Annotated in this window: 20 protein-coding genes; 12 read left to right on the top strand and 8 right to left on the bottom strand. The window is 65.2% G+C overall.

The features are described 5' to 3' along the window. The first annotated feature begins 11 nt into the window (after positions 1-11). The 9 genes from WS96_RS14475 to WS96_RS14435 all read left to right on the top strand — a co-directional run bounded on the left by WS96_RS14475 (position 12) and on the right by WS96_RS14435 (position 7,943). Positions 12-1,502: an NADH-quinone oxidoreductase subunit M gene (locus WS96_RS14475; RefSeq protein WP_006484881.1), complete on the top strand. Its 1,491-nt coding sequence runs from the start codon at positions 12-14 to the stop codon at positions 1,500-1,502. A 39-nt stretch (positions 1,503-1,541) separates the two neighbouring features. Then, positions 1,542-2,996 carry an NADH-quinone oxidoreductase subunit NuoN gene (gene nuoN, locus WS96_RS14470; protein WP_034207961.1) on the top strand — a complete coding sequence of 485 codons (1,455 nt, stop codon included), beginning with the start codon at positions 1,542-1,544 and terminating at the stop codon, positions 2,994-2,996. Further along, complete coding sequence (locus WS96_RS14465; protein WP_059833327.1) at positions 2,996-3,292, top strand: DUF2818 family protein; 297 nt, start codon at positions 2,996-2,998, stop codon at positions 3,290-3,292. Before nuoN ends, WS96_RS14465 begins: the two co-directional genes overlap by 1 nt. Positions 3,293-3,331: 39 nt before the next feature. Further along, on the top strand, positions 3,332-3,922 hold the full coding sequence (locus WS96_RS14460; protein WP_059833325.1) for an NUDIX domain-containing protein: 591 nt from the start codon (positions 3,332-3,334) through the stop codon (positions 3,920-3,922). 124 nt (positions 3,923-4,046) lie between these two features. Continuing rightward, positions 4,047-4,469 carry a DUF1178 family protein gene (locus tag WS96_RS14455; protein WP_006750470.1) on the top strand — a complete coding sequence of 141 codons (423 nt, stop codon included), beginning with the start codon at positions 4,047-4,049 and terminating at the stop codon, positions 4,467-4,469. Between the two features lie 151 nt (positions 4,470-4,620). After that, positions 4,621-5,817, top strand: a complete 1,197-nt coding sequence (locus tag WS96_RS14450) for an acyl-CoA dehydrogenase family protein (protein ID WP_059833323.1) — start codon at positions 4,621-4,623, stop codon at positions 5,815-5,817. Between the two features lie 19 nt (positions 5,818-5,836). Next, entirely contained in the window at positions 5,837-6,970 is a 1,134-nt protein-coding gene (locus WS96_RS14445; RefSeq protein WP_059833321.1) for an acyl-CoA dehydrogenase family protein, read from the top strand. A 38-nt stretch (positions 6,971-7,008) separates the two neighbouring features. Further along, positions 7,009-7,470, top strand: a complete 462-nt coding sequence (locus WS96_RS14440; RefSeq protein ID WP_034207957.1) for a MaoC family dehydratase — start codon at positions 7,009-7,011, stop codon at positions 7,468-7,470. Continuing rightward, positions 7,467-7,943, top strand: coding sequence for a MaoC family dehydratase (locus WS96_RS14435; RefSeq protein WP_034207956.1), 477 nt, complete (start codon positions 7,467-7,469; stop codon positions 7,941-7,943). Before WS96_RS14440 ends, WS96_RS14435 begins: the two co-directional genes overlap by 4 nt. Positions 7,944-7,990: 47 nt before the next feature. Here WS96_RS14435 and WS96_RS14430 read toward each other — a convergent pair whose 3' ends face one another. Together WS96_RS14430 and WS96_RS14425 are read right to left on the bottom strand one after the other, a co-directional pair. Continuing rightward, positions 7,991-8,683, bottom strand: a complete 693-nt coding sequence (locus tag WS96_RS14430; protein WP_059833488.1) for a glutathione binding-like protein — start codon at positions 8,681-8,683, stop codon at positions 7,991-7,993. 219 nt (positions 8,684-8,902) lie between these two features. Beyond that, complete coding sequence (locus WS96_RS14425; protein ID WP_059499256.1) at positions 8,903-9,694, bottom strand: oxepin-CoA hydrolase, alternative type; 792 nt, start codon at positions 9,692-9,694, stop codon at positions 8,903-8,905. Positions 9,695-9,896: 202 nt separating this feature from the next. On the opposite strand from WS96_RS14425, the gene WS96_RS14420 reads away from it, so the two are divergent. Then, entirely contained in the window at positions 9,897-10,553 is a 657-nt protein-coding gene (locus WS96_RS14420) for a glutathione S-transferase family protein (protein ID WP_059833319.1), read from the top strand. A 42-nt stretch (positions 10,554-10,595) separates the two neighbouring features. Here WS96_RS14420 and WS96_RS14415 read toward each other — a convergent pair whose 3' ends face one another. Continuing rightward, positions 10,596-11,699: a pyridoxal phosphate-dependent aminotransferase gene (locus WS96_RS14415; protein WP_257127983.1), complete on the bottom strand. Its 1,104-nt coding sequence runs from the start codon at positions 11,697-11,699 to the stop codon at positions 10,596-10,598. A gap of 98 nt (positions 11,700-11,797) precedes the next feature. Next, positions 11,798-12,295: a putative toxin-antitoxin system toxin component, PIN family gene (locus tag WS96_RS14410; RefSeq protein WP_059781358.1), complete on the bottom strand. Its 498-nt coding sequence runs from the start codon at positions 12,293-12,295 to the stop codon at positions 11,798-11,800. 57 nt (positions 12,296-12,352) lie between these two features. Between WS96_RS14410 and yaaA the strand changes: the two genes are divergently transcribed. Both yaaA and WS96_RS14400 read left to right on the top strand, forming a co-directional pair. After that, positions 12,353-13,135 (top strand): peroxide stress protein YaaA, encoded by a 783-nt coding sequence (gene yaaA / locus WS96_RS14405; RefSeq protein WP_059833317.1) that lies wholly within the window; start codon positions 12,353-12,355, stop codon positions 13,133-13,135. Positions 13,136-13,321: 186 nt separating this feature from the next. After that, positions 13,322-14,476, top strand: a complete 1,155-nt coding sequence (locus WS96_RS14400; RefSeq protein ID WP_034207950.1) for a M14 family metallopeptidase — start codon at positions 13,322-13,324, stop codon at positions 14,474-14,476. 82 nt (positions 14,477-14,558) lie between these two features. On the opposite strand, the gene WS96_RS14395 is transcribed toward WS96_RS14400, so the two are convergent. The 4 genes from WS96_RS14395 to WS96_RS14380 all read right to left on the bottom strand — a co-directional run bounded on the left by WS96_RS14395 (position 14,559) and on the right by WS96_RS14380 (position 18,372). After that, positions 14,559-15,215 (bottom strand): BspC domain-containing protein, encoded by a 657-nt coding sequence (locus tag WS96_RS14395; RefSeq protein WP_059825086.1) that lies wholly within the window; start codon positions 15,213-15,215, stop codon positions 14,559-14,561. Between the two features lie 136 nt (positions 15,216-15,351). Beyond that, positions 15,352-16,026 carry an energy-coupling factor ABC transporter permease gene (locus tag WS96_RS14390; protein WP_034207948.1) on the bottom strand — a complete coding sequence of 225 codons (675 nt, stop codon included), beginning with the start codon at positions 16,024-16,026 and terminating at the stop codon, positions 15,352-15,354. A 76-nt stretch (positions 16,027-16,102) separates the two neighbouring features. Continuing rightward, complete coding sequence (locus WS96_RS14385) at positions 16,103-16,945, bottom strand: response regulator transcription factor (RefSeq protein WP_059781362.1); 843 nt, start codon at positions 16,943-16,945, stop codon at positions 16,103-16,105. Between the two features lie 209 nt (positions 16,946-17,154). Further along, on the bottom strand, positions 17,155-18,372 hold the full coding sequence (locus WS96_RS14380; RefSeq protein WP_059781363.1) for a DUF2863 family protein: 1,218 nt from the start codon (positions 18,370-18,372) through the stop codon (positions 17,155-17,157). Between the last annotated feature and the right edge of the window lie 335 nt (positions 18,373-18,707).

Raw genomic sequence — 18,707 nt, 5'->3', positions numbered from 1 at the left:
GGACAACACTAATGCACGCTTTTCCGATTCTCAGTACCGCGATCTGGCTGCCGATCGTCTTCGGCCTCCTCGTGCTTGCGGTCGGTAACGACAAAAATCCGGGGACGGCCCGCTGGGTCGCGCTGATCGGTGCGCTGCTCGGCCTCGCGGTCACGATCCCGCTGATCACCGGCTTCGACTCGAGCACGGCTGCGCTGCAGTTCGTCGAGAAGTCGACCTGGATCGAACGCTTCGATATCGCGTATCACCTCGGCGTCGACGGCATCTCGATGTGGTTCGTCGTGCTGACCGCGCTGATCACGGTGATCGTCGTGATCGCCGCATGGGAAGTGATCACCGAGAACGTCGCGCAGTACCTCGCGGCGTTCCTGATCCTGTCCGGGATCATGATCGGCGTGTTCTCGGCGGCCGACGGCCTGCTGTTCTACGTGTTCTTCGAGGCGACCCTGATCCCGATGTACATCATCATCGGCGTGTGGGGCGGCCCGAACCGCGTGTATGCGGCGTTCAAGTTCTTCCTGTACACGCTGGCCGGTTCGCTGCTGATGCTGGTCGCGCTGATCTACCTGTACACGGAAACGCACTCGTTCGACCTCGCGACGTGGCAGAACGCGAAGATCGCGATGACGCCGCAGATCCTGCTGTTCATTGCGTTCTTCCTCGCGTTCGCGGTGAAGGTGCCGATGTGGCCGGTGCACACGTGGTTGCCGGACGCGCACGTGGAAGCGCCGACGGGCGGCTCGGTCGTGCTGGCGGCGATCATGCTGAAGCTCGGCGCATACGGTTTCCTGCGTTTCTCGCTGCCGATCACGCCTGACGCGAGCCATTTCCTGGCGCCCGTCGTGATCACGCTGTCGCTGATCGCGGTGATCTACATCGGCCTCGTCGCGATGGTGCAGGCCGACATGAAGAAGCTGGTCGCGTATTCGTCGATCGCGCACATGGGCTTCGTCACGCTGGGCTTCTTCATCTTCAACCAGCTCGGCGTCGAAGGCGCGATCATCCAGATGATCTCGCACGGCTTCGTGTCGGGCGCGATGTTCCTCTGCATCGGCGTGCTGTACGACCGCGTGCACTCGCGCCAGATCGCTGACTACGGCGGCGTCGTCAACGTGATGCCGAAGTTCGCGGCGTTCGCGATGCTGTTCTCGATGGCCAACTGCGGCCTGCCGGGTACGTCGGGCTTCGTCGGCGAGTTCATGGTGATTCTCGCGGCCGTCCAGTACAACTTCTGGATCGCGTTCGGCGCGGCATTCACGCTGATCCTCGGCGCGGCCTACACGCTGTGGATGTACAAGCGCGTGTATTTCGGCGCGGTGGCCAACGATCACGTCGCCAAGCTGAAGGACATCGGCCGTCGCGAATTCCTGATGCTGGCCGTGCTCGCCGCGTTCACGCTGCTGATGGGCCTGTATCCGAAGCCTTTCACCGACGTGATGCACGTTTCCGTGGAAAACCTCCTCTCCCACGTCGCGCAGTCGAAGCTGCCGCTGGCCCAGTAATCGCGAGCGGAGGAACTCAAGATCATGCAAAACGCCTCTATGAATGTCCTGTTGCCTGACGCGCTGGTGCTGGCCGCCATCGTCGTCGCATGGCTGAACGACACCTTTACCGGTGCTTCCGGCCGCCGCCTGACCTATCTGATCGCGGTCGTCTCGTCGGTCGTCGCCGGCGTGTGGTTCGCGGTCCAGGCGCTCGACCCGCAGCAGTACTACTTCTTCTCGAAGATGGTCGTCGTCGACTCGTTCGCGAGCATGATGAAGGCTGTCGTGTCGTTCGGGTTCGCGGTCTCGCTCGTCTATTCGCGCAAGTACCTCGAAGACCGCGACATGTTCCGCGGCGACGTGTTCCTGCTCGGCATGTTCTCGCTGCTCGGTCAGCTGGTCATGGTGTCGGGCAACAACTTCCTGACGCTGTATCTCGGCCTCGAACTGATGTCGCTGTCGCTGTACGCGGTCATCGCGCTGCGTCGCGACGCAGCGCAGTCGAGCGAAGCCGCGATGAAGTACTACGTGCTGGGCGCGCTCGCATCGGGCTTCGTGCTGTACGGCATCTCGATGCTCTACGGCGCGACCGGCTCGCTCGAGCTCGGCGAAGTGTACAAGGCGGTCGGCGGCAATACCGACGCGGCCGTGCTGATGTTCGGCGTGATCTTCATCGTCGCCGGTATCGCGTTCAAGCTCGGCGCCGTGCCGTTCCACATGTGGGTGCCCGACGTCTACCAGGGCGCACCGACCGCGATGACGCTGTTCGTCGGCGGCGGTCCGAAGGTTGCCGCGTTCGCGTGGGGCCTGCGCTTCCTGGTGATGGGCCTGCTGCCGCTCGCGCAGAACTGGCAGACCGCGCTCGTGATCCTCGCCGCGCTGTCGCTGATCGTCGGCAACATCACCGGTATCGTCCAGCGCAACATCAAGCGGATGCTCGCGTACTCGGCGATCTCGAACATGGGCTTCGTGCTGCTCGGCCTGCTCGCGGGCATCGTGAAGGGCGACGCGGCGGCGCCGGCGAACGCGTACAGCTCGGCGATGTTCTACGCGATCGTCTATCTGATCACGACGCTCGGCTCGTTCGGTGTGGTGATGCTGCTCGCGCGCCGCGATTTCGAAGCCGAAACGATCGACGACTTCAAGGGCCTCAACAAGCGCAGCCCGGTGTTCGCGTTCGTGATGATGGTCATGATGTTCTCGCTGGCCGGCATCCCGCCGACCGTCGGCTTTTACGCGAAGCTCGCCGTGCTCGAGGCGACCGTCAACGCGGGCCTCACGTGGCTGGCCGTGCTGGCCGTGATCACGTCGCTGTTCGGCGCGTTCTACTACCTGCGCATCGTCAAGGTGATTTACTTCGATGCTCCGCAGGATTCGACGCCGATCACGGGCGATTTCTGCAAGCGCACGATCCTCGTGCTGAACGGCGTCGCGGTCGTCGTGCTCGGCCTGATCCCGAGCCCGCTGCTGACCGCCTGCCTGCAGGCAATCCGTCACACGCTGCCGCTGTAATGTCGGCAGCCGGCTGGTTCATCGTGCTGTTGGCGCTCGTGGGCGCCAACTTGCCGTTCCTGAACCAACGCCTCTTCGCCGTCGTGCCGTTCGGCGCGACGAAGAAGAATGCGTGGGTGCGGATCGGCGAGCTGATCGTGCTGTACTTCGTCGTCGGCGCGCTCGGCTTCTGGCTCGAGTCGCGTGCCGGCAACCGCTTCGAACAGGGCTGGCAGTTTTACGCGATCACGTTCAGTCTCTTCGTCGTGTTCGCGTTTCCCGGCTTCACGTTCCAGTATCTCGTCAAACGACGCTGACGGCTTCGGCCGTCCGTCGTGCTCATTCAGGAGCCGCCGATGGCCGAACTACCCAATCACGACGCCGCACTGACCGAAACCTGCCTCGAGAGCGAGGCGATTTTCGACGGCGCGTTCCTCAAGCTCAAGCGCGACACCGTCCGTCTGCCGGACGGCAAGAAGGCCACGCGCGAATACGTGCAGCACCCGGGTGCGGTGATGGTGATCCCGCTGTTCGACGACGGCCGCGTGCTGATGGAAAGCCAGTTCCGCTATCCGATCGGCAAGGTGATGGCCGAATTCCCGGCCGGCAAGCTCGACCCGAACGAAGGCGCACTCGCGTGCGCGGTGCGCGAGTTGCGCGAGGAAACGGGCTACACGGCGCGCGAATACGTGTTCCTGGCCCGCATTCATCCGATCATTTCCTATTCGACCGAATTCATCGACCTCTATCTCGCGCGCGGGCTCACGGCCGGCGAACGCAAGCTCGACGACGGCGAATTCCTCGAAACTTTCACAGCGACGCCGGCCGACCTGCAGGAATGGGTGCGCACGGGCCAGATCACCGACGTGAAGACGATCATCGGCGCGATGTGGCTCGACAAGGTGCTGTCCGGCACGTGGCCGCTCGGGCCGGTCGTCACGCCCTGAGCGCGGCGTCGGCGGCGCGTTACAATTCCGTGACGCGGCGCGCGCGTGCCGCGCGATCCGGATTTAGCACGATCGTTCACAAAACCGCTTTTTGCGCTACACTCGTCACACGCCCTGATTCAGCATGAAGGTCCTCGATTTACAGTGTCCGCACGGTCATCGGTTCGAAGGCTGGTTCGCTTCCGCCGATGAATTCGAAGCGCAGTTGTCCCGCAAGCTGGTCGAATGCCCGGTGTGCGGAACGACGGAGATCAATCGGATGCCGTCGGCGCCGCGCCTGAACTTGTCGGGCGCGACGCAGGCGCAGCCGGCCGATCCGCGTGCGCTGCAGGCGCAGGTGATGCGCGCGCTGCGCGAGGTGCTGGAGAAGACCGAGAACGTGGGCGAGCGCTTCGCCGAGGAAGCGCGGCGCATCCATTACAACGAGGCGCCGGCACGCAGCATTCGCGGCGTCACGACGCCTGAGGATGCGCAATCCTTGGTCGAAGAAGGCATCGACGTGATGCCGCTGCCGATTCCAGCCGCGCTGAAAGAACCGCTGCAATAACCTACGCAGTGTGTCCTTGCCGGGCCGGACGGTCGCGGCGAGCCTTGCATGGGATCAGAGAAGCGCTGAAGCGCCAATGCTGATCGACCGCGAAGCATGGGACCGGAGTAAGTGCTAAAGCACTAACTCCGGTCGACAGGAGACACTGCGCATGGATCTGGACTATTCCCCCGCCGACGACGCGTTCCGCGCCGACGTCCGCGCCTGGCTCGAGGCCAACCTGCCTCACGCACTGCGCGCCAAGGTACTCGATCACAAACGACTCGACCGCGAGGATTTCGCGAGCTGGCACCGGATTCTCGGCCAGCGCGGCTGGTCCGCGCCCGCGTGGCCGGTCGACTATGGCGGCCCGGGCTGGAACGCGACACAGCGACACATCTGGGACGAGGAGTGCGCGCGGATCGGTGCGCCGACCGTGTTGCCGTTCGGGGTGTCGATGGTCGCGCCGGTCCTGATGAAATACGGCAGCGAAGCGCAGAAGCGCCACTACCTGCCGCGTATTCTCGACGGCTCGGACTGGTGGTGCCAGGGTTATTCGGAGCCGGGTTCCGGGTCCGATCTCGCGTCGCTGCGCACGCGCGCCGAGCGCCACGGCGATCACTACGTCGTCAACGGCCAGAAGACCTGGACCACGCTCGGCCAGTACGCCGACATGATGTTCTGCCTCGTGCGCACCGATCCGGCCGCGAAGAAGCAGGAGGGCATCTCGTTCCTGCTGATCGACATGAAGACGCCCGGCATCACGGTGCGCCCGATCGTGATGCTCGACGAGGATCACGAGGTCAACGAGGTGTTCTTCGAGGACGTGAAGGTGCCGGTCGAGAACCTCGTCGGCGACGAGAACCGCGGCTGGACCTACGCGAAATACCTGCTCGGCCACGAGCGCACCGGCATCGCGCGCGTCGGCGCGTCGAAGCGGGAGCTTGCGTTCCTGAAGCGCGTCGCATCGAATCAGCGCAAGAACGGCAAGCCGTTGCTCGCCGATCCCGTGTTCGCCGCGAAGGTCGCGGCGCTCGAAGTCGAGTTGATGGCGCTGGAAGTGACGGTGCTGCGCGTCGTCAGCCGCGAGACGAGCGGCAAGGGGCCCGGCCCCGAGGCGTCGATGCTGAAGATCAAGGGCACCGAGGTGCAGCAGGCGCTCACCGAGCTGATGGTCGAAGCGATCGGCCCGCTGGCCGCCCCGTTCGACGTGCCGTTCCTCGACGGCGAGCGCGAACACAGCATCGCGGGCGACGACGATGCGGCGCCGCTCGCCGCGTACTACTTCAATTACCGGAAGACGTCGATCTACGGCGGTTCGAACGAGATCCAGAAGAACATCATCGCGCAGATGATTCTGGGGCTGTGATCAGGGAACGGAGACAACCATGGATTTCAGCTTTACCGATGAGCAGCAGCAGTTCGCCGACGCGCTGCGCCGGTATCTCGGCGAGCAATACGGCTTCGACGCGCGCCAGGCGATCGTGCGCAGCGATGCCGGTGTGTCGGATGCGCAGTGGAGCGCATTCGCTGAGCTGGGATTGACCGCGTTGCCCGTGCCGGATGCACAGGGCGGCTTCGGCGGCGGCCCGGTCGACATGCTGGTCGTGATGCAGGAGCTCGGCCGCGCGCTCGTGATCGAGCCGTACTGGGCCACGGCGGTCGGTGTCGAAGCACTGCGGATCGCCGGCTCCGGCGCAGGCGCCGACGCCGCGCTGCTGGAGGCGGTCGCGCAGGGGCAAAAGCGCGTGGCGGTCGCGTTCCACGAACCGCGGGCGCGCTACGACCTGTACGAACTCGACACGCACGCGCGCGAGCAGGGCGGCACGTATCGGCTGACCGGCACCAAGTCGGTGGTTCAGCACGGCGCCCAGGCGCATGCGTGGATCGTGCCGGCGCGGGTCGACGGCGGCGGCATCGGCCTCTTCGTCGTCGAACGCGATGCGGCCAACGCGAAGGTGGTCGACTACCGGACCATCGACGGCCAGCGTGCCGCGACGATCGCGTTCGACGACACGCCGGCCCGGCTGCTGACGGGCGGCGCGCGCGACGCGGCGGCACTCGAGCAGATCGCCGATTACGCGACCTTCCTGCTGTGCGCGGAAGCGGTCGGCGCGCTCGACGAGCTGAATCGCGCGACGGTCGAATACACGAAGACGCGCGAGCAGTTCGGTGTGCCGATTGCGCGTTTTCAGGCGCTGCAGCACCGGATGGTCGACATGCTGATTCATGCTGAGCAGGCGCGTTCGCTGACCTATCTCGCGGCGGTGCGCTACGCGAGCGGCGATGCCGATGCGCGGCGCAAGGCCGTGTCGGCCGCGAAGGCGCGGGTCGGCGCGGCCGCGCGCTTCGTCGGCCAGCAGGCCGTCCAGTTGCACGGCGGCATGGGCGTGACCAACGAGGTGGCCGCCGCGCACCTGTTCAAGCGGCTGTCGATCATCGAGACGACGCTCGGCGATACCGATCATCATCTCGCCCGCATCGCGGCGCTGCCCGATTTCGCGCAGACCGACGTAGCATGACGGCGACGCGCGAGCGCGCCAGACAAGGAGACTTATCCGTGGGCATCAGTTACGAAGACCTGGTGGTCGGCAGTACGACCGAAGTGGGCCGCTACACGTTCGAGCCCGACGACATCAAGGCGTTCGCGAAGCGCTACGATCCGCAACCGTTCCATGTCGACGAGGAAGCGGGGAAGGCATCGCATTTCGGTGGCCTCGTCGCGAGCGGCTGGCATACGTGCTCGGTGTTCATGAGCCTGCTGGTCCGCAAGCTCGGATCGGATTCGACCAGCATGGGCTCGCCGGGCATCGATTCGATCCGCTGGCTGAAGCCGGTCCGCGCCGGCGATACGATCACGATGTACCAGAAGGTGCACGACAAGCGCGTGTCGGAGAGCAAGCCCGATCGCGGCATCGTGTCGACCGAATGGGTCGGCGTGAACGAAGCCGGCGAGACGGTGATCACCGTGCAGACCAAAGTGATTTTCGGGCTGCGCCATCCGGGGGGCGCGAACCCATGACCGACGTGACCTTGCCGCTGATCGCATCGGCGCAGGCGTTGCGGGAGCGGGTCGGCGCGGAGCCGCTCGCGAGCGGCTGGAGCGAGATCGATCAGGCGCGCGTCGACGGTTTCGCCGACGCGACCGGCGATCATCAATGGATTCACGTCGACCCCGAGCGCGCGCGGCGCGAGTCGCCGTTCGGCGGGCCGATCGCGCACGGGTTCCTGACGCTGTCGCTGATTCCCGCGTTGATGACCGACGCAATGCGCTTCGAGCAAAAGATGGGCGTGAACTACGGGCTGAACCGCGTGCGGTTCTTGAAGCCGGTGCCGGTCGGGGCGCGCGTGCGTGCGCTATTCGCGGTGAAGGAAACCGCCGACGCCGCGCGCGGCGGCATCCAGGTGACGTGGTCGGTATCGATGCAGGTCGAGCGTCCCGACGCGCCGCTGCCGGTATGCGCGGCGGAGTTCATCACGCTGCATTACTTCTGACGCACGGAGCGGCATGCACGGATGCCGCTCCGCGCGTCATACGCTCGTCAGTGTTTCGCGTACTGCGTTGCGCCGAACAGCACTTCGCGCGCCTTGTCGTCCTGCAGCGCCTTGCGCATCGACGCGAGCACCTCGACGCCGCGCTGCACGGCCGGTCGCGCGGCGATCGCCTCGTGCCAGCGCTTCACGTTCGGCAACGCGTCGAGCACGATGCCCTGGTTCTGCCACGAGCGCGTCCACGGGAACGTCGCAATGTCCGCGATCGTGTACGCGTCGCCCGCGAGATACTCGGATTCGCCGAGACGCTTTTCCATCACGTTGTACAGGCGCTTCGCTTCGTTCGTGTAGCGGTTGACCGCATACTCGATCTTCTCCGGCGCATACAGGCGGAAGTGGTGCGCCTGCCCGAGCATCGGGCCGACACCGCCCATCTGGAACATCAGCCACTGGAGCGTCGCATAGCGCGCGGCCGGATCGGTCGGCAGGAACTTGCCGGTCTTCTCTGCGAGGTAGATCAGGATCGCGCCCGATTCGAACAGCGAGATCGGTTGGCCGCCGGGGCCGTCCGGATCGACGATCGCGGGGATCTTGTTGTTCGGGCTGATCTTTAGGAACTCGGGCTCGAACTGGTCGCCCGCGCCGATATCGACCGGATGCGCGCGATACGCGAGGCCCGTTTCCTCGAGCATGATGTGCACCTTGTGGCCGTTCGGGGTCGCCCAGCTATAGACGTCGATCATCGTCAACTCCTGTGTGGCATGCGCGAAAACGGCGCCGGCGGCGCCGCGACAGGCGGTCATTAGAGCATGGATCGACACGGGCTGCTGGCGGCGGAAACGCGCGTGCCGACGCGCATGCGCGGCCGGCCCGGAGAGCGCCGCGACGTAGCGCGCGGCGGCGACGGGCCGCATCGGACGGACGCGGCGGCGTGGTGTCGGTTCGAAGGCCGACGCGGCGGATCAGCGCTTGTAGCGTGGCTGGCGCTTCTCGAGAAAGGCAGTGATGCCTTCGAGGCCGTCCGCATGATGCAGTGACGCGACGAAATGATCGCGCTCGGTGCCGAGGTGCGCATCCAGCGGTTGCGCGGTCGCGTCGTCGAGCAGCGACTTGATGCGCGTCAGCGCATTCGGCGAGATGCCGGCGAGCGCGTCGGCCCATGCCAGTGCGTCGCCCAGTGCCGAGCCGGGCGCGGCGAGCCGGTTGACGACGCCGAGCGCATGCAGGCGTTCGGCGGCCACCGGCTTGCCTTCGAACAGGATCTCGGCCGCGATCGCACGCGGCAGCGCGCGGGCGAGAAACCACGAGCCGCCGCCGTCGGGCGTCAGACCGACGCGCGCATACGACATCACGAATTTCGCGTCGTGTGCCGAGACGATCAGGTCGCACGCGAGCGCCAACGAGAAGCCCGCGCCGGCCGCGGCGCCTTCGACGGCTGCGATCACCGGCTTCGTCGACGCGCGGATCGCGGTGACCCATGCCGCGAGCTGATCGATGCTGTCGGCCTGGAAGGACGGATCCTTCGAGCGATTCTCGAGCAGCCGGTTCAGGTTGCCGCCTGCGCAGAAGAAGCGATCGGCGCCCGTCAGCACGACGGCGCGAATCGCCGGATCGCGCTCGGCGGTGGCGAGTGCTTCGATGCCGGCCGCGTACATGTCGGGATGCAGCGCGTTGCGCGCGCCGGGATTGGACAGCGTGAGGACGAGCGTCGATTCGCTCTCGGGCGGACGCGAGGCCAGCAGTTCAGCACTCATGCGAGCGTGTCTCCATCGGGTGGCGCGGCGGCGACGCCGCGTGTGTCGCGTGGACGGACGGAGCTGCCGCCGCAGCGGAGGTAATGTCGTCGTGACGGACGCACGACTTGCTTTAGACTAGCACGAACGTGCTTTTCAGCGCGATGAATCCCGATGCGGCCCGCGTCGATGCGGCCGCGCTTCAGCAAGGAAGGAGATGCCAATGCTACAGCTGTGCGGTATTCCGTTGTCCAACTACTACAACAAGGTGAAGTTCGTCCTGCTCGAGCACGACATTCCGTTCGAGGAGGTGGTGTGTGGTTTGCCGATCAGCGACCCGGCCCGGCTTGCCGATTCGCCGCTCGGCAAGATTCCGTTCCTGAAGACCGAAGAGGGCGCGCTGTTCGAGTCGCAGGTGATCGTCGAATACCTGGCGGCGCGCTATCCCGAGAAAGGCATTTTCCCCGCGAGCCCGTTCGCGGCGGCGAAGGTGCGTGAACTGGTCGAGACGCTCGAGCTGTATCTCGAATGGATGGTGCGCGAGGTGTATACGGAAGCGTTTTTCGGCGGCAAGGTGAGCGACGGGATGAAGGCGCACGTCGAGAAGCGCCTGCCGCGCGCGATCGATGCATTCAGGCAGATGACGCGGTTTTCGCCGTATGTGCTCGGCGAGTCGTTCGGCCTCGCGGACATTGCCGCCTGGGTTCATCTGCCGGTCATCGGGATGGCGACGAAGGCCATATTCGGCCGCGACTTCCTGCTCGAGGCAGGCATCGACTGGAAGGCGCACGCGAAGACGGTGGGTGAACGCCCGGCCGCGCAACGCGTGGCAGCCGAGCGCAAGGCGTATGTCGAAGCGGCGAACGTCGCACGTTCGTAAGCGCGGTTCCCGAAGGGCGGCGCGCGGCCGGCCGTGCGGCGCTTACAGGCGGGCCAGCCGATCGAGCGCGGACGCGAGCGTGCTTTCCTGCTTTGCGAAGCAGAAGCGGACGACGCCCGATTCGTGCGGCTCGTGATAGAACGCCGACACCGGAATGGCGGCCACGCCGATCTCCGACGTGAGCCACTTCGAGAATTCCGCTTCGGGCAGGTCGCTGATCGCCGAGTAATCGACGCACTGGAAGTACGTGCCCGTGCACGGCAGCAGCTTGAAGCGCGTGCGTTCGAGGCCGGCCCGGAAGAAGTCGCGCTTCCGTTGATAGAAGCCCGCGAGCGACAGGTACGGCGCCGGGTCGCGCAGGTAGTCGGCGAGCCCGATCTGCATCGGCGTGTTCACCGTGAACACGTTGAACTGGTGGACCTTGCGGAATTCCGCGGTCAGCGCGGCTGGCGCCGCGACGTAACCGACCTTCCAGCCCGTCACGTGGTAGGTCTTGCCGAAGCTCGACACGATGAAGCTGCGCGCGGCGAGTTCCGGGTAGCGCGCGACGCTCTCGTGGCGCGCACCGTCGTAGACCATGTGTTCGTAGACCTCGTCGGACAGGATCAGCACGTTGGTGCCGCGCACGATGTCCTCGAGCTTGCGCATGTCCGCCTCGCGCCACACGGTGCCCGTCGGGTTGTGCGGCGTGTTGATCAGGATCATCCGTGTTTTCGGCGTGATCGCTGCCGCGAGGCGGTCGAACGGGATCGCGTAGTCGGGCGCTTCCAGCGTGACGAACACGGGCTTGCCGCCGGCGAGCTCGATCGACGGCAGGTAGCTGTCGTAGGTCGGCTCGACGACGATCACTTCGTCGCCCGGATGCACCGCGCACAGGATCGCCGTCAGCAGCGCCTGCGTCGCGCCGGCCGTCACGGTGATTTCGGTGGCCGGATCGTAGCGTCGGCCGTACACCTGCGCGATCTTGTCGGCGATCGCGTCGCGCAGCGGCGCGACGCCGGCCATCGGCGGATACTGGTTGTGCCCGTTGCGCATCGCGGTTGCGACCGCATCGACGATGCGCGGATCGCAATCGAAATCAGGAAAACCCTGGCCGAGGTTCACCGCACCTTTTTCGGCGGCAAGCGCGCTCATGACCGTGAAGATCGTCGTGCCGACGTTCGGCAGGCGCGAGGGGAAAACGGGCGTCGTTGGCATATCTGAAGGAGCGTTCATCGATACGGTCGGATTCGGATGAGGTTGCGTCAGGCGGGCGTCGTCGTGGCGGGCGGCGCGGCGTCGAGCGCGCAGGCTTCCACGAACGGCGCGGGTTGCGCGATCCGGAAACCGAAGTCGCGTGCGGTGCGCTTCGCGAGCTTCAGCAGCGCGCGGTCTTTCGACACGAGCCACTCGGCCTGCGCGGCGCGGGCGAGTTCGAGAAATTTCTGATCGTCGCGGTCCTTGCACTTCGGCAGCGGAGGCGCGTCGGCGTCGACGGGCGGCGGTTCGACGAGGCTCGCGAGCCGGGCGACCGTGGCGAGCGCGTCGGCCTTGTCGATCGCCCGCGACTGGAACTGCGGATAGTCGAGCACGTATTCGAGTTCCGTCAGGCAGCGGCCGTCGATCACGGCGGCAAGCATGCCGTGCTCCAGCGCGGCACGGATCGGGCGCGTAGCGGGGTCGTCGAATACGAGGATGTCGATCCAGACGTTCGAGTCGAGCACGACGCGGTGTGCGGCATGCGGGGCGAGAGAGCGGGCCATTCGTTACAATCGGAGGTTTTCGTCTGACCGCAAGGCACGGCGTGCCAGCGAGCCTCTATGATAATCGTTCTCTCTCCCGCCAAATCCCTCGACTACGATACGCCCCCGCACGTCCAGTCTTACACGAAGCCTGCATTCGTCGACGACGCATCGGAGCTGATCGACGGCCTGCGCAAGCTGTCGCCGCAGGACATCGCGGCGCTGATGGATATCTCCGATCCGCTCGCGCGCCTGAACTTCCAGCGCTATGCCGACTGGTCGCCGACGTTCACGCCGGCCAACGCGAAGCAGGCCGTGCTGGCGTTCAATGGCGACGTCTACGAGGGTTTCGACGCGAAATCGCTGTCGTCCACCGATCTCGACTATGCGCAGCAGCACGTGCGCGTGTTGTCGGGCCTGTACGGGCTGCTCCGTCCGCTCGATCTGCTGCAGCCGTACCGGCTCGAGATGGGCACGCGGTTCGCGAACGCGCGCGGCAAGGATCTGTATGCGTTCTGGGGCGACCGCATCACGCGGGCGCTGAACGAGCAGCTCGAGACGCGCAGCGGCGCCGCGCGCGTGTTGATCAACTGCGCGTCGACCGAATACTTCAAGTCGGTCAAGCCGAAGCTGCTGGCCGCACCGGTCATCACGCCGGTATTCGAGGACTGGAAGGGCGGCCGCTACAAGATCATCAGCTTCCATGCGAAACGCGCGCGCGGCCTGATGGCGCGTTTTGTCGTCGAGAACCGTATCGCCGACCCGAAGGCGCTGAAGGCATTCGCGACCGAAGGCTATGCGTTCGATGCGGCCGCATCGAACGATTCGACTTACGTATATCGCCGGCGCGTCGGCGAGTAACCCTGCCGGCCGTTCACGAGACGGCCGCCGCATGCACGAGGCCGGCCGGGCGGTACACCGCCTGCTTCGGTCGACAGCGTTGCATGGGATCGGTGTAAGCGCTAAAGCACTAACACCGGTCGACAGCTTTGCATGGGACCGGTGTAAGCGCTGAAGCGCTAACACCGGTCGACAAAGGAGAGATAGATGGCCCTTTCGATTACCAGTAATTTCGACGCAGGCGCAATCGACGTCGTGTCGTGCGACAGCCCCGATGCAATCCGGCTGCGCGTGCGTGGCGACAATCGTTCGGAGTTCGCGCAATGGTTTTACTACCGCTTGACGGGGGCGCGCGGCGAGCGGTGCGTGATGACGTTCGAGAACGCAGCCGAATGCGCGTATCCGTCCGGTTGGCGCAACTACCAAGCGGTCGCGAGCTACGACCGGGTCGACTGGTTCCGGGTGCCGACGACGTTCGACGGCAAGACGATGACCATCGACCATACGCCGGAGTTCGACAGCATCTACTACGCGTATTTCGAACCGTACTCGGAAGAGCGTCACGCGGCGTTTCTCGGCGCGGTCCAGCAGTTGCCGCAGGCCAGCGTCGTCGAGCTCGGCCGCACGGTCGAAGGCCGTCCGATGTCGCTGCTGACGCTCGGCACGCCGGAAACCGATGGTGCGCCGAAGAAGAAGGTGTGGATCATCGCGCGCCAGCATCCGGGCGAGTCGATGGCCGAGTGGTTCGTCGAAGGCCTGGTCAAGCGGCTGGCCGGCTGGGGCGACTGGGCCGGCGACCCGGTGGCGCGCAAGCTCTACGATCGCGTGACCTTCTACATCGTCCCGAACATGAACCCGGACGGCAGCGTGCACGGTAACCTGCGCACCAATGCGGCCGGCGCGAACCTGAACCGCGAGTGGATGGCGCCCGATGCCGAGCGCAGCCCCGAGGTGCTGGCCGTGCGCGACGCGATCCATGCAATCGGCTGCGACATGTTCTTCGATATTCACGGCGACGAGGATCTGCCGTACGTGTTCGTCGCCGGCTCGGAGATGCTGCCGAGCTTTACCGAGCAGCAGGGCAAGGAGCAGGCTGCGTTCATCGACGCGTTCAAGGTCGCAAGCCCCGACTTCCAGACCGAGCATGGCTACGCGGCGAGCAAGTACAAGGAAGATGCGTTGAAGCTCGCGTCGAAGTACATTGGTCACCAGTTCGGTTGTCTGTCGCTGACGCTCGAAATGCCGTTCAAGGACAACGCGAACCTCCCCGACGAGCGCGTCGGCTGGAACGGCGAGCGCAGCGCGGCGCTCGGTGCGGCGATGCTGGCCGCGATCCTGGTGCACGTCGACACGTTCGCGTAAGCGCAGCCGTCGGCGCATGAAAAAGCCGGCGCATCGCGAGATGCGCCGGCTTTTTTGCTGCTGCCGTTGCCGCTCCGCCGTATCAGGACTTCTTCGCGGTTTTTTTCTTCACGGCTTTGTGCTGGCCGCTCGATTTCTTCGTTGCGACGGCCTTCTTGCTGCCGGTGCGGCCCGATGCCTTCGCCTTGGCTTTGCCGCGGTGCGACTTGCCCTTGAACTTCTTCGTCGAAGACGACGAGCGCTCGACGCGCGGCTTCAGCGGCGGAACCGGATCGTTCCAGCTGAACGCGAGCATTTGCTGGCCGACATAGCCGCAACGGAATTTCAGCGGCGTCGGATCGCTGCCGTCGCTGTGGATGCCGAGCCCGTCGACGGTGACGATATTGTCGACTTTCACGCGCTGTTTGCCTTGGTCGAACGAGTCATTCCACGGCGTGATCGTCGCGTTGCCGCTGTCGAATGCATTCGGCGCGAAGTCGACTCGGTCGAAGGCCGTCGAGGTGCTGGCGATGAAGCTGCCGTGCGCCGCACAATCGGCGGCGAGCGGATCGGCATGCATCTCGTTGACGAATTTGTTGATCAGTTCGGAGCGCTGGTCGAGCAGGTCGGCGAATACCGGAGCGGGAAGCGCAAGCGACAGGCCCGCGATACAGGCTGCCAGCTTGCCGAGCGCCCGGAAAATCCGGAGCGAGGCAGGTGAGCTGTCCATCTGGTTATTGGTGAGGAGCGAAGGAGACATCGGGCACGTATAGATGCCCGATGAAGAACAGGAGTTCAATCTTAGCGTAAAAAAGTTGTGCGGCAGTAGGTGGCGTATTCGGCGCGCGCCGTGGAATCCGTCGGTATGCGTGTGCGCCGAGCCGATTCGGAGGAATTCAGGCCCGCGGGCCGCCGAGGCGGTAGCGCCGGACGTCGAAGGTCGTGACCCACGCAGGACGATAGACGGCGATGAGTGCCGTTGCCATGCCGGTGAACCATGCTTCGCCGAGCGCAAGCAGCGCGGTGTTCAGCAGATAGCCGGCCGGAATCACGACGGGCACGCCGTCCGCGAGCGCGAGCTGGACACCGGCCGCCGCGGCGGCGACCGCGACGATCGCGATGGCCGGCGACAGGAAACCCTGCCCGGTGATGAACGACGCGAGGTTGTGCGGCAACCACGCGAGCGCGGCGCGTTGCAGCAACGCCGACACGCCGACAGGCAGCGCACCGTAGATCAGATAGGTCAGGCCGATGCCTTGCCACGGTGCGTCGAAGATGAGCGCGGCAACCGCCGTGACGGCGCCCATGGCGACCAGTGCGAGTGTCCAGTCGAACAGCGTGACGAGCAGCGTTGCGCCAAGCAGATGCATGACGATGCCATCTTCGAGCCATGCGTTCGAGGCCCACAGGACCGTGATCGCAGTGACGAGCGCAAGCCACACGTGCTGAAGCGTGGCGTCTTGCAGACGGACGAAAGGGCGATTCCAGATCGCGAGCGCGAGCAGGGCCACGGCGGCGATCCAGCCACCGATGCCAACCCAGAGCGGAAGCGGTGTGAAAAGAAAACCCATGCGTCCATATTACTCGTTGAGCATCAAAGGTGGGAGCCTGCACATGTCCGACCGTCGCAATATCGAGACTGTTGGCCTAGCGTCCGCGCCGGAACCGTGCCGGCGGCTCGGCGGCGAGCGGCAGGTCTTGCGTGCCGGCATTCGCGATGGGCAACGGGTACGGACGGTCGTGCCGTTGCGTACGCAGCGGAGCCGGGCCGTGTTCGCCGATGGCCGGCTTGCGGGCGCGGTTGCGGTTCGCCAGCAGCACCTCGAGATGGGGCGACAGCCAGCCGTTGTAGATCGCGACCGCGGCGGCGCGGTTTGCGGCACCGAGTTGTTGGAAGATGCTCGCGAGGTGGATTTTCACGGTGCCTTCGCTGATGCCGAGCGTACGCGCGATCATCTTGTTCGTGCTGCCCATGTGGACGAACCGCATGATCTGCGCTTGGCGCGGCGACAGGAGGCCGCTCGGCGGGCGCCGGGGCAGCGAGCCGGCGAGCGTCTGGAAATGGGCATCGTGGCGCGCCGTCGCTGTCGCCGTGGACGGCAGGAGGCTGAGGGCGATCGGCGGAATGTAGTATCCGCCCAGCAGGACGATCTCGAGCGCGCGTACGATCAGGTGCGGCCGCGTGGAGTGCGGGATCACGCCCGCGACGCCGTAATTGAAGAAGCGCTGGATGGCGTCGGGCGAGATGTCGTCGACCAGCACGGCGACCGGTGTCGGCGAGCACGCGTTGCCGAGTGCCTGAAGCTCGCTCACCCGGCCCACGTCCAGCCAGTCGATCGCGACGAGGTCGAAACGCTGGGTGCGCAGCAGCCGGCGCGCCTGGAAACCGTCAGGCGCATCATTGATGCTGGCGTGCCGGTCGATCTGCCGCAACAGGGTCTTCAGTCCGTCACGCCGCTCGGCGTCTGAGTTAAGTACCAAGAACCGCATATTCAACCTCCGTGAAGTGAGTCATTGACTGCTGTCGGGTATTAGCTGGCCCCGATAATGACAAAGACCTTACACGATGTCTGCTTGGCTGAAAGGCTTAGGAAAAGTTCGAAATTTTGGACGACGGGCATCCGATAAGAAAAAAGCCGCTTCGGTGGGCACCGGAAGCGGCTTCGGGCAGGGCAGGCCATCGAGGCCTGCGGGGCGGGTCAGTGGAAGTGCGGCTGGGCGGGCGACGCGTCTTCCGGCATTTCCGCATGGACGATTTCGCCGAGCGGATCGGCGTAAAGTGGCACGCCGCAGTCGTCGCAGTATTCGGGCTCGAAGCGGCCCGCGTGCCGGCGGACGTCGGTTACGCCGCATTCTTTCAGCAGGCTCACGATTTCCTCGAGCGGCCCTTCGATCGGCGCTTCGCCTTCGAGCGTCGCGTTGTCGATCGATACGTCGCCGTTTTCACGGCCGTAGAGCGGCCACACGACGCCGTAGATCACGTCGTTGCTGGCACGCCGCGTGAAGCCGACGCGATACTCGTCGACACGACGTTCGCCGAAGCCGGCGACCACCGCGCGCAATTCCTGCGGCGCCGCACCAAGTGTGTCGAATAGATAACGAATGGCCGTTCGGACGGTGTGCGGACGCACGCGTTCGTCCGCATCGCGACAGGCCGAGTAGTACGCGTCCGGAAGCAGGCATTCGAACTCGCAGCCGGGCAACGCGATCGACAGGTTCGGGCCGCCTTGGGCCGTCCATTGTTCGAGGCACTGGCCGCGCTCGATCCGGCTGCCGTTTTCTTCTTCCTGCCAGCGGAACAGCGGCGAGCCGGCCGGCGCGGCGACGACGGCCAGCAGGAAGCGCGGATCGGCCAGGATCGGCGAGGTTTCCGGCAGGTCGCCGAAGCTCAGCTTCGGGGTGTGCTGGCCGATTGCCGCATGGGCGAGTTGCTGGGCCAGCCGATAGGTTTCCACGTGGTGCCGCGGCAACTGGTCGATGCTGTAGAGAAACGGTGCGAGCCCGACGAGGGTGCCGTTCGCGAGCACATGCGCCTGCAGGTGCGTTCGCAGCGCGTCGGCAACGTCGCCTTTGAGCGGGCCTGACGGAATCATGTAGCGCGTCCAGGCGAGAACCGGGACGGCGACCAGCAGCGCATCGTAGGGTTGGCCGTCGTGTTCGATCACCATCGACTCGCTGTGCGTCTCGGCCATGTCGGCGAGCGCGCCGTAGGCGTCGGGATGATTTTGCTGAAGATGGTCGAGCGCGGCGTCGAGCGTGGTCTGATTGCCGTTGCGGACAATCTTGGCGAGCAGCGCATCGAGCTTCGCTTCCCAGAAGCGATCCTCGATGCGGCTGCCCGACGCGAAGAGCGCAAGTGACAGACCGACCAGTTTGTCGGCATCGGGGGGGAGGCGTTTGGCGATTCGCTGGCGCATATTAAAGACGTATATAGAAAGAGGCGAAGAACCTCACATTCTAGTCCGTTCTTTGCACCATAAGCGGCATCGTGCCCGGGCACGGCCGGACGGCCGAATTGCGGCGTCTGTAAAAAAGTTGTTTCGAACCCCTTGCGCTCGCGGTGTGAGCTGCATAGAATCACGCCTCTTTCGCGCCAACGGAAACACGGCGCGGGAGGAAGGGAAGCAGTGCTGTTGGAGTTCGGAGGTAGCGAGCCCGACGGCGCAGGAAGAGGACCCCGCAGTCGCAACGATGTAGTGCAGAAAGTTGTTGACGAGCTGCGAAACACGGTTCATAATCTCGCTTCTCTGCT

Origin of the sequence: Burkholderia sp. MSMB1835 (assembly GCF_001526365.1) — a bacterium.
Classification (GTDB): Bacteria; Pseudomonadota; Gammaproteobacteria; order Burkholderiales; family Burkholderiaceae; genus Burkholderia.
The sequence above is the reverse complement of the archived record's forward strand: the minus strand, read 5'-3'. Positions and strand labels throughout refer to the sequence as shown.

What these genes read in the sequence shown, in the direction of transcription:
- WS96_RS14425 (WP_059499256.1), bottom strand. Translation starts at nt 9,694, where the DNA reads ATGAGTGCTGAACTGCTGGCCTCGCGTCCGCCCGAGAGCGAATCGACG.
- nuoN (WP_034207961.1), top strand. Translation starts at nt 1,542, where the DNA reads ATGAATGTCCTGTTGCCTGACGCGCTGGTGCTGGCCGCCATCGTCGTC.
- WS96_RS14460 (WP_059833325.1), top strand. Translation starts at nt 3,332, where the DNA reads ATGGCCGAACTACCCAATCACGACGCCGCACTGACCGAAACCTGCCTC.
- WS96_RS14385 (WP_059781362.1), bottom strand. Translation starts at nt 16,945, where the DNA reads ATGCGGTTCTTGGTACTTAACTCAGACGCCGAGCGGCGTGACGGACTG.
- WS96_RS14410 (WP_059781358.1), bottom strand. Translation starts at nt 12,295, where the DNA reads ATGGCCCGCTCTCTCGCCCCGCATGCCGCACACCGCGTCGTGCTCGAC.
- WS96_RS14420 (WP_059833319.1), top strand. Translation starts at nt 9,897, where the DNA reads ATGCTACAGCTGTGCGGTATTCCGTTGTCCAACTACTACAACAAGGTG.
- WS96_RS14450 (WP_059833323.1), top strand. Translation starts at nt 4,621, where the DNA reads ATGGATCTGGACTATTCCCCCGCCGACGACGCGTTCCGCGCCGACGTC.
- WS96_RS14455 (WP_006750470.1), top strand. Translation starts at nt 4,047, where the DNA reads ATGAAGGTCCTCGATTTACAGTGTCCGCACGGTCATCGGTTCGAAGGC.
- WS96_RS14430 (WP_059833488.1), bottom strand. Translation starts at nt 8,683, where the DNA reads ATGATCGACGTCTATAGCTGGGCGACCCCGAACGGCCACAAGGTGCAC.
- WS96_RS14475 (WP_006484881.1), top strand. Translation starts at nt 12, where the DNA reads ATGCACGCTTTTCCGATTCTCAGTACCGCGATCTGGCTGCCGATCGTC.
- WS96_RS14445 (WP_059833321.1), top strand. Translation starts at nt 5,837, where the DNA reads ATGGATTTCAGCTTTACCGATGAGCAGCAGCAGTTCGCCGACGCGCTG.
- WS96_RS14400 (WP_034207950.1), top strand. Translation starts at nt 13,322, where the DNA reads ATGGCCCTTTCGATTACCAGTAATTTCGACGCAGGCGCAATCGACGTC.
- WS96_RS14390 (WP_034207948.1), bottom strand. Translation starts at nt 16,026, where the DNA reads ATGGGTTTTCTTTTCACACCGCTTCCGCTCTGGGTTGGCATCGGTGGC.
- WS96_RS14435 (WP_034207956.1), top strand. Translation starts at nt 7,467, where the DNA reads ATGACCGACGTGACCTTGCCGCTGATCGCATCGGCGCAGGCGTTGCGG.
- yaaA (WP_059833317.1), top strand. Translation starts at nt 12,353, where the DNA reads ATGATAATCGTTCTCTCTCCCGCCAAATCCCTCGACTACGATACGCCC.
- WS96_RS14465 (WP_059833327.1), top strand. Translation starts at nt 2,996, where the DNA reads ATGTCGGCAGCCGGCTGGTTCATCGTGCTGTTGGCGCTCGTGGGCGCC.
- WS96_RS14380 (WP_059781363.1), bottom strand. Translation starts at nt 18,372, where the DNA reads ATGCGCCAGCGAATCGCCAAACGCCTCCCCCCCGATGCCGACAAACTG.
- WS96_RS14395 (WP_059825086.1), bottom strand. Translation starts at nt 15,215, where the DNA reads ATGTCTCCTTCGCTCCTCACCAATAACCAGATGGACAGCTCACCTGCC.